Below are 12,369 nucleotides of genomic sequence, written 5' to 3'. Positions count from 1 at the left end.
TTAGCCAAAAATAAGATACGATACAAATACGCCTTACCTATCCACCCCAAGCATCTCCAGCCCAAGCCGTACACGAATATCTTCGGTATTCTCTGTTAAATAAAGCGCGTAGGCCTTTGTGATCGGCATGTCTAACTCACATTGAAGTTGAAATAGCCTCTGTTGATCGAGATACGGTTGTGCAATAGATCGGGGTAGAAATCCAAAGCCTTCTCCTAGTAGCAGCATGTCCAGCATAATCATCGAGTGATCGGTCTGAAGTGCAGGCACATAGCCTGGTCCAACTATACTGGAAAACCATTCTGGAAATGGGCCTCCCCACTCTAAATGACAATACTCACGCTGAAAAAAATCCTCCTTGCGTACAGATGTCTCTCTTAATTGCGTGGAAACCAGAACAATCTCATCGTCAAACAAGAAGTGTTTGGTTACCTTGGGGTGTTCCGGCGGGTCATATTTAATCGCAATTTGTACAATTCCATCCAACAAAAGATCACGAATCATATAACTGGAATCAATATAACTTAGGAATTTGATAGCCACCTTCGGATGATCACGTCTAAATGAAAGAATATGCTCCAGGTAATAATAATGCCATACGGACCCAGGCCCACTTAAAATGATATAGTTCTCCAGCTCTTCGGATAGAGTCACCTTGCTCTCTTCAAACAAACGAAGCATCCGCTCAGCATATGGAACAAAGGAAATTCCTGCTTGCGTTAAGCTAACATTCCGATTATCACGTGTAAGAAGTACTTTGCCCACGGCGTTTTCTAATGCTTTTATTCTTGCGGTAACGGCGGACTGGGAGATATGTAGATGTTCTGCGGCCTTGGTGAAATTTCGGATTCTGCATACTGCCAAAAAAGCTTCTAATTGAGATAAGTCCATGTATTGCACCCTCTATGATTCAAAATATTAATGATTGCGATCTATAAAATTCGTTATACAAATTATATGTATTCAGTTATGATTTCGCTATATTTTTAAACTTAAAAGTGCTGGAGGAAAAAACATGAATAATATTGTAAGCATTGAACAACTATTTTCGATTGAAGAATCTATAGATGAGCTTTCAGAGCTACTTATACAGGTCGTGGAGGATGGAGCCTCCATTGGTTTTTTACCACCCTTAGATGCGTCAGACTCTGTCTTATACTGGCACAATGTTTTGGCTCCCGATGTGATCCTTTTTGTCGCAACAATGAATGAGATTATCGTAGGAAGTGTACAACTACATTTAAGTACAAAAGCAAACGGAACACATCGAGCCGAAATCGCAAAGCTGATGACACACCCTAATTATCGCCGGAATGGTATTGCTCGTTCACTAATGCAAAAAGCTGAGGACAGAGCTACGCAGGAAGACAGGTCTTTAATCGTGCTGGATACAAGAGAAGGTGACCCTTCCAACCTCCTTTATACTTCAATGGGCTACATACAAGCTGGACGTATACCATACTATGCAATATCAGCTAACGGTGAATTACATGCGACGATCTACTATTATAAAATCATTGGCTAGACACTTTGAACTTAGCAACATTCAATAAGGAAGCGTGGACTGTCACCAGATTTCAACCGTGAAAAACGGTATATAATCAAGAAATCTGGGGACAATAGCGGCCGGAAGTCCAAGCGTTCACCGCAGTCACACAATTACCTTAATAGAAAAATTTAAAGTTCAACTAATATAGACATTTATATAACACCAAGTTATAGTATTGACAACACTTTTAATAACTATTTTTAAAAGTCTAGAGGTGATTAAAATAAACCAAATCGCAAACAATTCTATTCGTGTTAAAAAGATAAATCAGGAGCTCATCAAGCAAGCCTTGAAATCGATGAAAGAAGGAACCAAATCAACGATTGCAACCGCCACCGGGTTAAGTATTGCCACTTGCGGAAATATTCTGAATGAGCTTATGGAGACAGGTGAAGTCATTGAGACGGAGCTGGAGGCTTCGAATGGAGGTCGGCCGGCCCGAAGATTCATCTATAATGCCGATTTCTCCTACATCGCATGCATCTATGCCAAAATTGAAGATGGCCAACAATCCTTAACCTATGCAGTAACGAATTCCGTTGGCGAACGTGTAGATGATGGATATATCAAGGCTGAGAGTATTGACGCTACAACCATTGATCACTTAGTAGGCACACTAATTCAAGCCTATAACAACATCAAAGCCGTTGGCATTGGAATCCCGGGACTGGTTCACCGAGGCGTCATCAATATTTGTGATATCAACACTTTAATTCACGCTCCCTTAGAGTCACTCCTCAGAGAGAAATACGAGGTTGAAGTCACAGTTGAAAATGACATGAATCTAACCGTTTACGGATTCTATAAACAGCAGGATTACGAAGAGGATAAGACCATCGTCGTGTTGACCTTTATCAAAGGTGCCTTTCCAGGTGCAGGGATGATGATCGACGGGCATATCCACAAAGGCAATACTAGATTCGCGGGCGAAGTCTCATTTTTACCTTTTGGAATCTCGCGTGACGAGCAATTCATTCGTTTAGGGCAGACAGAAACATTTATCCCCTTAGCAGCTCACACCATTGCCTCATTGACGGCAGTTATTAACCCTGAGACGATAGCGCTCACAGGCGAACAAGTTAGACAAGAGGATATACCACATATCTATCAAAATTGTCTGGCATTCATTCCAGACGAGCATATGCCTCATCTAATTGTGCTGGATCACCCTGATGATTATTACATGAACGGATTAATTGCGATCACGCTGGAAAGCTTGACCTATTCGTTGCAACTGGTTGAAAAGCGCCGCTAAAACTAACAAGAACTTCAGGAGGAATTACGAATGGCAACAAACAAAGAGAATATGATTGCAGGAAAGCTTTACATGGCGGGCGGAGAAGAATTAGCTAAAGATAGCAAAAGATCCAGAATGCTCACCCGTCTATTTAACAATACGACGGAAGAACAAGGCGAATATAGAGTAGAGTTACTTAAGCAATTATTTGAGTCTACGGGCAAATCATTGCATATTGAGCCGCCTTTCCGTTGTGATTATGGCAGCAATATTACAGTTGGCAATAACTTTTATGCTAATTTCGACTGCATTATCCTGGACGTAGCAAAAGTAACGATTGGTGAAAATGTTCTCTTTGGACCCAGAGTAAGCGTGTATACCGCCGGCCATCCCATTGATGCGGACGTTCGTATTAGTATGCTCGAATTCGGTACACCGATTACCATTGGAAACAATGTGTGGGTTGGCGGAAATGCCGTAATCAATCCTGGAGTAAATATCGGCAACAATGTAATCATCGGCGCAGGTTCAGTCGTGACTAAAGATATCCCTGACAATGTAATTGCCGTGGGGAATCCTTGCAGAGTGCTAAGAGAAATTACGGAGGACGATAAACAACACTGGGAAAAACTTAAAGAAGAGTACTATAGAGACACCGAGCAATAAAGATACCCGATTCTGGAGGTTCTCACGTTGAAAAAGCGCTTTGGCGGATTTAATAAGGTTTATGCCATGCAATTGGCAACGATCTTTTTAGGGTTTATTGTGTTTGGGATATCCGAAAATATTAAAGGGCCAGCCATTCCAAGAATTCAGTTTGACTTTAATTTGGATGAAAAGCAGCTAGGTACCCTGCTATCCCTAAACGCACTAGGTTATTTGATCGCCTGTTCTTTTACAGCTGTATTGGTTCGCAAGTGGGGGATCAAGGCTGTCAGTATTATTGCTTTCGCATCCATGATATTCTCTGGCGTTCTAATTTACATCTCACATAGCTACCCCCTCTTCTCGGCTTCCTACTTCCTGATGTATATCGGAAACGGAATGCTTGAGATTGGACTTGCCATTCTGGGAGCACGTATCTTCGTTAAAAATACCGGGACCATGATGAACTTATCCCATTTCTTTTACGGGTTTAGTTCCACGTTAGCTCCACTTCTGGCTACAGGGCTAATGACGGTAAGTATATTCGGTCATACACTTGATTGGCGTGGAATGTATCTAATAATGCTTAGCTTGTCTTTACTCCCTATTCTATTTGCCTTACGGAGTACGTTTCCGGGTGACGATCTTCCGCATGAGGACCGAATTCCACTAAAATCACTGGTCCGTGATCCGGCTTTATGGCTAATGGTTCTAATCCTGTCCTTCGGTGTAGTATCGGAGCTTGCCGTAGGCGGATGGCTCGTAAATTTTCTTGAAAAAGCATACAAGTGGGATACGGTTACAGCTTCTGGAATGCTGTCCACCTTCTTTCTCTGCTTCTCGTTAGCAAGACTCCTACTCGGACCCGTTACTGATAAGATTGGATTTAACCTATCGCTTATCATCTTTTCAGCCTTCTCTGCCCTGTGTACGTTTGCCGCAATTTTGGGTGGAGAAAAGCTCGCATTTCTATTTGCCGCTGCAGGAATCGGGATTGCGATGATTTATCCCACGGTTATGGCTTTTATCGCGAAAAGGTACCCTCACGGCAGTGACACCGCCATCACATTTACAGTTACGTTAATGGGAGTGGGTAGCGTAATCGGCAACTATGCTATAGGTGCTGTGATCGAAGGTGTGAAGCGGCTGTACGGTGCGGAGACGCAAACAGGCTTGCTGCGCGGACTTCAAGCTGGCTATGGATTTATCGGATTATGTGCGGCGATATGCGCCATATCCGGCTGTGTGCTCTATCGTTATTTACATCGCCGCCAAGAACTTATATAACCTAATAGTTGTTGCACTTATTTCAGCTTATACATGCCAAAACCTGCCGATTTAATGGCAGGTTTTTTTATTGAACTATGTTCTCGCTACCCTTGCTAGGTCAGCTGATGGACTCCGAGCTATTGAGCTGCTGAGTTAAGTGTCACGTAGATCGCAGCCCTTCCGCCAGCTTCATTATTTTTCTAACAATCTGCTCTTCTCCGTTACCCACCCGTTCCGTTGCTACTTCTCCCAAGGCTATATGTTCGGCAACACAAACCGAGTGTGCGGATTGTCTAAACATTTCTATGTCATTAGCATCGTTGCCAAAAGCAATAAATTGCTGCGGTTCTACGCCCAATCTTTGTAGTCCTGTCCATTTGTTTACGCCTTTAGGGCTTATATCAATAATGTCCTCTTGTCCATGTTTATAGATCACAACAGGCATTCTATGTAGCTGCTCTATTAACTGTTCCCCGTTCAGACTACTCAAAAAAACTACTTTCACAAGCTCATCCAGCTCAGACGGACTAACATTTTTGGCACGTTGCTCTGGATCTACATTTCTACGAATGGGATGGTCATGGGAACCCGAATACGCATAGTCCCAGTGACTGTCAATCAAACAAGTCGCTTCAAATTCTTCAATTAACTTCAATATCCTATCCGAAGTCTGCGAGTCAAAATGTATGGTCGAAATCACCTCTCCATCCTTTGCAATAAACGCGCCATTCCCCCCTACCATAGGACAATGATGCATATGGGCAGCCCCATAGTTGCACTTTATACAATTAAAATATCTCTATCTGACGTCAACACCCATTTAGTTGCACATTGTACACTTATTTAATAGAAAATGAAGAAAATTGTGTGTGATCGGGATTTTTAGTTGTACGAATTACACTTATTAATCGAAAATAGTAGCCGTCCCCTCATATAGTTGTACTTTTTACAATTAAAATTGCCCTACTGTGCCAGTGAAACTTTAGGGTTCAGACAAAATGCTAGGCACATTGGGAAAATTGACATGATGGGAATAGGCCATCTGATCATCTCTCTTACTTATTTAGTGGATTTATAATCTCATTTAGAGCGGAGAAAGGCGAGTTTGGCTATTGAAGCTGAGCTTCTCTCATTTCGTAATTGCTCCACCATCCCGGCGAAACTGCTTCGGGGTCAAGCCCGTGTATTTTTTAAATAACTGTGTATAGTAACTTTGGCTGCAAAATTTAAACATCAAAGCGATTTCGGAAATAGACTGATTCGTGTGAATAAGAATCGACTGCGACTCCTCAATTCTACGCCGGTTGATAAATTCCGTGAGCGGCATACCCGTTTCACGCTTGAAGCGGTCTGACAAATAACTGGGATGCACACCGACATGCCGAGAGATCAGGCTAAGGTTCAAATCTTGAAACAAATGCTCGCGTATAAAATATACGGATAGATTGACAATATGTGAATAGTGAAGATTCTCTTTTTGCTGGCGCATCACTGTAATGAATTGCAGGACCATTTCATATTCGTATCGATGAAGTGCCTCAAGCTCCGTCGTAGCCTCCACCGCACGAATGAACGTATCACTCAGCTGAAAAGCTGTCTCAGGGTCAACACCACCCCGGATAATCGCACGTGTAAACAAGGTGCAGGATGCAATCATAGCGTTTTTCTTGGAGCGCAGCGGATATCGGGCTAGCGTAGCAGCTTCCATTGCGTTAATTCTATGCAGTGCTTCCAGTGCCCGGTTCTCGTCACCGAGTCGAATAGCTTCCAAAAGCTCATGTTCATAATCCAGCGGAGGATGGACAAATCCCTCTGAAAGATCCACAGAACGTGTGGACCAATATTCCGGCAGTTTATGTTGTCCTTTAAGTTGATCCATACGTGTTAACCTCACCTAAAAATTTTGATAATATCCTAAATAATTTAGTATAATTCTAGCCCTTTCAGACTTAAAATTCAATTCATAACCATCAAGGGAGGAAACATAAGCATGAGCTGGAGCATTGCCAATCAGGGATTGTCGGCAGATACCCTGCTGAATTTAGAAAGTATTTTTGCGCTGGGGAATGGATATTTGGGCGTGCGTGGCAATTTTGAAGAAGGGTATTCCGATAAAGAAATCCGCAGTATCCGCGGAACATATTTGAACGCCTTTCACGATGTGATTGACATTCCCTATGGGGAGAAGCTATTCGCCTTTCCAGGTACCCAGCAAAAACTGGTTAATATTATAGATTCCCAAGGGTTAAATATTTATATAGGCGAAGATATGGAGCCATTTGCACTTACAGCAGAGAGTGTCCTCGCCTATGAGCGTAACCTCCATCTGGACAAGGGATACTCGGAGCGTAAAATCCACTGGAAATCCCCCTCCGGTAAAGAACTCAAGCTGCATTTCCGTAGACTCGTTTCTTTCACTACCCGTGAACTTTTTGCCATTCATCTGACTGTTGAGCCTGTCAATTTCAATGGCCCAATCCAAGTTGTATCTCGTGTAAATGGCGATGTTAGCAACTATACGAACCCGAATGACCCGCGTGTAGCTGCAGGACATTCCAAACGACTGAGCGTAGTAGCGTGCGAAGCTCGGGGTGAATATGTATGCTTGGAGAATGAGACGATGGCTTCGGGTCTGCGAACCTCCTGTGTCACCCGTCATGAATGGGTAGGTGACTGGCAAGTTGAAACTCAGGCAGGAGAAACCGATGCTACAGTGACTGCAACCTCCTCCTTGTCTGGGCCACTATCGCTGACCAAATGGAATGTCTATACCGATACACTACGACATGAACAAATGCTTGTGGATACCGGTATTCAGGTACAGGAATCATTGAAGCACCTCTCCTTTGAAGACATGCTGGAACAGCAGGCGCATTATTTGGCTGACTTCTGGAAGCGTTCCGATGTAGTCATTGAGAACGACTTGTCGCTTCAGGAGGGTATACGTTTCAACCTTTATCAACTGCTGCAATCAGCCGGACGCGACGCGCATAGCAACATCTCTGCCAAAGGTTTATCCGGAGAAGGATACGAAGGCCATTATTTCTGGGATACGGAAATTTATATGTTTCCCGTGTTCCTAATGACTTCTCCTGATTTGGCCCGGCAGCTCCTATTATACCGGTACTCCAAGCTGGGGGAAGCACGGGAACGTGCTAAAGAAATGGGCCATGCCCAAGGGGCATTGTTCCCTTGGCGGACGATCTCAGGTACGGAATGTTCCTCCTTCTTCCCTTCCGGCACAGCCCAATATCATATCAGTGCCGATGTAGCCTATAGCTATATCCAATATCATCTGGCGGAAGAAGATGACGCCTTTTTGCTCCAATACGGCGCAGAGGTGCTATTTGAAACCGCGAGGCTGTGGATGGAAATCGGTCATTTTTACGAAGGTAAATTCCACATTGACGAAGTAACCGGTCCAGATGAGTACACTTGTCTGGTGAACAATAACTATTACACCAATGTAATGGCCAAACATAATTTAAAATGGGCCGCACGCAGTTTCGCTCGGCTTCAGGAGTATGATAAGGTTGCCTTCCAAGCGCTGTGTATCCGACTGCATGTTACTGAACAGGAAGCGGATAGCTGGCTGAAAGCGGCGAATGCCATGTTCCTCCCTTACGATGAGAAGCTAGGCATTAACCCGCAGGACGATACTTTTTTACGCAAAGCAGTCTGGGATTTCGAGAATACACCACCGGAGAAACATCCGCTGCTGCTGCATTACCACCCGCTTACCCTGTACCGTTATCAGGTCTGCAAGCAAGCGGATACCGTGCTGGCTCATTACTTGCTGGAAGACGAGCAGTCGCAAGAAACGATTCGCAAATCGTATGATTATTATGAGCAAATCACTACCCATGACTCTTCTCTGTCCTCTTGCATATTTAGCATCATAGCCTCGAAAATCGGTTACAAGGACAAGGCGTATAACTACTTTATCGAGACTGCACGACTGGATCTCGATAATACACACGGCAACACCAAAGACGGATTACATCTCGCTAATATGGGTGGAACGTGGATGGCCATTGTGTACGGTTTTGCCGGAACACGTCTTAAGGAAAACGGCCTATCGCTCGCTCCGTCCCTACCAACTGGCTGGCAGAAATACAACTTCCGCCTCGCCTTCCGCGGGCGTCTCATTGCTGTAACCATTCGCGAGGAAGGCGTGGAGCTGGAATTGTTAGAGGGTGAAGCACTTGATCTAATTCTCTACGGCCAATCAGTGACTCTGGGCAACGATAAACCGTTAACTCAGGCACTACAAGCCTAATTCATAAGGAGCACAACACAATGAATGCAGCCTCTCAAATTCAAGCCGTAATCTTTGATCTAGACGGCGTTATTACGGATACCGCAGAATATCATTATCAGGCTTGGGGTATGATCGCGAAAGAACTGGGACTTCCGTTCACCCGAGAGTTCAATGAGAACCTGAAAGGTGTATCACGCATAGCTTCACTGGAATTGCTGCTTGGACAAGCAGCAATTCCGCACACTTACTCTCCCGAAGAGATGGAGAAGATGGCGACCCGCAAAAATGAGTTCTATCAGCAGCTCATTCAGCAGGTAACCCCGGCCGATGTGCTGCCTGGAATCTCTGAATTGCTCACCGAGCTGAAGGCCCACGGAGTGAAGACCGGCATTGCCTCCGCAAGCAAAAATGCCTTTACAGTTATCCGTCTTCTAGGTATGGAGAAAGACTTCGAAGTTATTGTAGATGCAGCCAAGCTTGCCCGCAACAAACCAGACCCGGAAGTATTCTTGACCGCCGCGGACGCGCTTGGGGTAGATCCGCAATTCTGCGTCGGGGTAGAAGATGCAGTCGCCGGGGTAGAAGCGATCAAAGCCGCCGGTATGTTCGCTGTATATATCTCCTTACAGGAGAACTTGTCCATCGCTGATATGAACTTGAACCACACTGCTGAACTTAACTACTCCGAGCTAAACCAGCAATTCGTTGCTACAAAGAATAGAGTAAGCTAAATAATTATGCATCCCAGCCTCAATATATGTAAATCACGAACTAAGCCGGCAAGCTTCTAAGGGAAGCTTGCCGGCTTTTGTTCGAAATATAATTTTAGCTTGAATGTAGGCTGTTGTAATATGATAGGAAAGCGAAACATCCCTCAGAACATCTGCTTCCGATCGTTTATTATAGACTTTTTCAGACCATCCCAGCTTTATCAGATCTATCTTTAAAAAGCTTCTTTATCGTGAGTCCAAATAAAACACAGCAAGTCAGTGCTGCACAAAAATCAGCAATAGGCTCAGCTATAATAACTGCATCTGTTTTCGGAGTAATGAATGTCGGGAGCAAAAGTACCAATGGAATAAGCAAGATAATCTTACGCAAGATCGCGATAAAAATAGAAACTCGGGCTTGTCCCAAAGCAATAAATACTTGTTGAAAAGCCAATTGAATACCAAAAATACAGGTACCCAGGAAAAATATCTTCATTAATCTAGACGTCAGAGCCACAAGCTCAGGGTTATTAGTAAATATGATAATGGGCAACTGCGGAACAAAAATGGCAATGCTCCACATCGCCAATCCAAAAGCAGCGCAAAAAACACTGCAATATAAAATGGTGGATTTTACACGAGCAAAATCGCGAGCTCCATAATTATAGCTAATAATAGGTTGTGCCCCTTGCGCAAAACCAGATAACAACGTCCCAAAGATTTGCATCAGTGTGCCCATAATCCCCATGGCAGCAACGTACATATCGCCTCCAAATTTAGCTAAGGACGTGTTAAATACGATTTGAATTAAACTTTCGGTCGACATCATAATAAATGGAGAAAGTCCCAATGCAAGTACACTTGCAGCTTCCTTTGGTTTAATACGCATATTGGATAGGCGTAAGCGCAGATGCGCTCGTTTAGAGATTAAGAACCCCAATACCCAAATGGCCGAAATAAATTGTGCAATAACAGTAGCCAATGCCGCACCCTTAATTCCATATTCAATTCAAAAATAAAAATGGCGTCAAGGACGATATTCACAACCGCACCAATACATACCGTGAGCATGGCAGTTTTGGCATATCCTTGTGCCGCAATGAATGGATTCAACCCTAAAGAAATGAGTACCGCCACAGTTCCAATAAGGTAAATGCTTAAAAAATCGTTGGCCAGCGGCAATGTATCGTGACTCGCTCCGAATAACGTTAAGAACGGCGACTTAAAAATAAGAAACAAAGCTGTAAGTATTACGGATGCCATTAGCAGCATAGTAAAACAACTTCCCAGTAATTCTTCTGCTTTTTTATGTTCTCCTTCGCCCATCTTTATGGAAGCTAGGGGTGCCCCACCAGCTCCGATTAGAGCTGCAAATGCTGAAATCAACATAATGATCGGAAAAGATATCCCTATAGCGGATAAGGCTAGCGTTCCCCCCTCCTCCATTCTTCCAAGGAACATCCGGTCAACTACACTGTACATGGCATTGATTAGCTGAGCTATAACGGCAGGAATAGCCAACAAGAAAATCAGCTTGGGAATACTTTGGTTGGCAAAACGATCCTTCATTTGATTATTCATTTAGTTCATTTCCAATAGATTCTCTGAGGCTTTTAGAAAGCTTTTTGACAACCATATCGTAGGAGTGGTCAATCATGTCAAAGACATCCGACTCTGGCAAGGAACCATCAATCATGATTGAATTCCAGTGCTTTTTGTTCATATGAAAGCCTGGTCGTACGCAATCATGCTGCTCTCTTAAGTTCTCCGCAATAATCGGGTCACATTTTAAGTTTAAGCGAACAACCTTCCCTGTTTCCTCAAAAATAAGTGCGAACATTTTATCAGCCACTTTGATGACCAATGGAGTGGGTCCAAATGGATACTCCTGAGTCGCCCCTTTCTTTTTCAAACAGTATTCGATAATAGTATTCTTCAAATCAGTCTCTCTCCTTCGCTGATCAACAATCTGATCATTTTTGCCATTAACCACGTTTCTTAATTATATCATTTTGTTCACCCTCTCAAAGAGAAAAAGATCATTTTTCACAAAGAAAAGACCGTCTCCATCGAGAGCGGTCATAAAGTTCATTGATATATGAATAATAGTAATGCGACAACTTCCCTCAGAATACCCGCTTCTGGTTCCGATCATCAATAATAATCTGCACCGCTTCCTTAAACCGAATCGCATGGATAATCTCCCGCTCCCTAAGGAACTTAAGGCTATCCTGCAGATCCACATCATCTGTCATGTCAATCAGCCACTGGTATGTAGCCCGGGCCTTTTCTTCCGCTGCAATGTCCTCATAAAGATCAGCCAGCGGGTCACCCTTAGCTTGAATGTAGGCTGCTGTAAAAGGTACGCCGGCAGAGTTCGAATAGAACAACGCGTGATCATGCTGAGCAAAATGTGGACCTAGCCCAGCTTCCTCTAGCTCGCATACCGAAGCGTCCTTCGTCAGCTTATAAATCATAGTGGCTATCATTTCCAAATGGGCGAATTCCTCAGTAGAAATATCGTTCAAAACGCCAATCACTTTATCTGGGATCGTGTATCTTTGATTCATATAGCGCAGGGCTGCGGCGAGCTCGCCATCCGCTCCTCCATATTGCTCACTTAAATAACGCGCCATCCGGATATCACATTTACCGACCCGTACCGGATATTGCAATTTTTTTTCGTAGATCCACATTC

The 12,369-nt window shown here is 43.7% G+C and carries 13 protein-coding genes; 6 read left to right on the top strand and 7 right to left on the bottom strand.

Going from position 1 to position 12,369, the window contains the following annotated elements:
* Positions 1 to 33: 33 nt before the first annotated feature.
* Positions 34 to 891 carry a LysR family transcriptional regulator gene (locus R50345_RS09140; protein WP_042125910.1) on the bottom strand — a complete coding sequence of 286 codons (858 nt, stop codon included), beginning with the start codon at positions 889 to 891 and terminating at the stop codon, positions 34 to 36.
* A 124-nt stretch (positions 892 to 1,015) separates the two neighbouring features.
* Here R50345_RS09140 and R50345_RS09135 point away from each other — a divergent pair, with 124 nt between their 5' ends.
* The 4 genes from R50345_RS09135 to R50345_RS09120 all read left to right on the top strand — a co-directional run bounded on the left by R50345_RS09135 (position 1,016) and on the right by R50345_RS09120 (position 4,718).
* Complete coding sequence (locus tag R50345_RS09135; protein ID WP_042125908.1) at positions 1,016 to 1,525, top strand: GNAT family N-acetyltransferase; 510 nt, start codon at positions 1,016 to 1,018, stop codon at positions 1,523 to 1,525.
* Between the two features lie 322 nt (positions 1,526 to 1,847).
* Positions 1,848 to 2,804 carry an ROK family protein gene (locus R50345_RS09130; protein ID WP_081954245.1) on the top strand — a complete coding sequence of 319 codons (957 nt, stop codon included), beginning with the start codon at positions 1,848 to 1,850 and terminating at the stop codon, positions 2,802 to 2,804.
* Between the two features lie 30 nt (positions 2,805 to 2,834).
* Positions 2,835 to 3,452, top strand: a complete 618-nt coding sequence (locus R50345_RS09125) for a sugar O-acetyltransferase (RefSeq protein WP_042125906.1) — start codon at positions 2,835 to 2,837, stop codon at positions 3,450 to 3,452.
* Positions 3,453 to 3,518: 66 nt separating this feature from the next.
* Positions 3,519 to 4,718: an MFS transporter gene (locus R50345_RS09120; RefSeq protein ID WP_042132007.1), complete on the top strand. Its 1,200-nt coding sequence runs from the start codon at positions 3,519 to 3,521 to the stop codon at positions 4,716 to 4,718.
* A 142-nt stretch (positions 4,719 to 4,860) separates the two neighbouring features.
* Here the strand turns inward: R50345_RS09120 and R50345_RS09115 are convergent, their stop codons facing one another.
* Together R50345_RS09115 and R50345_RS09110 are read right to left on the bottom strand one after the other, a co-directional pair.
* Positions 4,861 to 5,442: an HAD hydrolase family protein gene (locus tag R50345_RS09115; RefSeq protein WP_231574105.1), complete on the bottom strand. Its 582-nt coding sequence runs from the start codon at positions 5,440 to 5,442 to the stop codon at positions 4,861 to 4,863.
* A 387-nt stretch (positions 5,443 to 5,829) separates the two neighbouring features.
* Positions 5,830 to 6,579 (bottom strand): AraC family transcriptional regulator, encoded by a 750-nt coding sequence (locus tag R50345_RS09110; RefSeq protein ID WP_042125904.1) that lies wholly within the window; start codon positions 6,577 to 6,579, stop codon positions 5,830 to 5,832.
* Positions 6,580 to 6,690: 111 nt separating this feature from the next.
* On the opposite strand from R50345_RS09110, the gene R50345_RS09105 reads away from it, so the two are divergent.
* Positions 6,691 to 8,979, top strand: coding sequence for a glycoside hydrolase family 65 protein (locus R50345_RS09105; protein ID WP_042125902.1), 2,289 nt, complete (start codon positions 6,691 to 6,693; stop codon positions 8,977 to 8,979).
* Positions 8,980 to 8,999: 20 nt separating this feature from the next.
* Positions 9,000 to 9,692: a beta-phosphoglucomutase gene (gene pgmB, locus R50345_RS09100; RefSeq protein WP_042125900.1), complete on the top strand. Its 693-nt coding sequence runs from the start codon at positions 9,000 to 9,002 to the stop codon at positions 9,690 to 9,692.
* Between the two features lie 181 nt (positions 9,693 to 9,873).
* Here pgmB and R50345_RS31650 read toward each other — a convergent pair whose 3' ends face one another.
* The 4 genes from R50345_RS31650 to R50345_RS09085 form a co-directional block, all read right to left on the bottom strand.
* Positions 9,874 to 10,653 carry an MATE family efflux transporter gene (locus tag R50345_RS31650; RefSeq protein WP_197069766.1) on the bottom strand — a complete coding sequence of 260 codons (780 nt, stop codon included), beginning with the start codon at positions 10,651 to 10,653 and terminating at the stop codon, positions 9,874 to 9,876.
* Positions 10,599 to 11,252, bottom strand: coding sequence for an MATE family efflux transporter (locus tag R50345_RS31645; protein WP_197069765.1), 654 nt, complete (start codon positions 11,250 to 11,252; stop codon positions 10,599 to 10,601). The genes R50345_RS31650 and R50345_RS31645 overlap by 55 nt, the downstream gene beginning before the upstream one ends.
* Entirely contained in the window at positions 11,245 to 11,610 is a 366-nt protein-coding gene (locus R50345_RS09090; RefSeq protein ID WP_042125898.1) for an MmcQ/YjbR family DNA-binding protein, read from the bottom strand. Before R50345_RS09090 ends, R50345_RS31645 begins: the two co-directional genes overlap by 8 nt.
* 187 nt (positions 11,611 to 11,797) lie before the next feature.
* Positions 11,798 to 12,367: a manganese catalase family protein gene (locus R50345_RS09085; RefSeq protein WP_042125896.1), complete on the bottom strand. Its 570-nt coding sequence runs from the start codon at positions 12,365 to 12,367 to the stop codon at positions 11,798 to 11,800.
* Positions 12,368 to 12,369: the final 2 nt, after the last annotated feature.

The organism is Paenibacillus sp. FSL R5-0345, assembly GCF_000758585.1.
GTDB lineage: Bacteria > Bacillota > Bacilli > Paenibacillales > Paenibacillaceae > Paenibacillus_AQ.
This window is presented reverse-complemented; position numbering and strand designations above follow the sequence as displayed.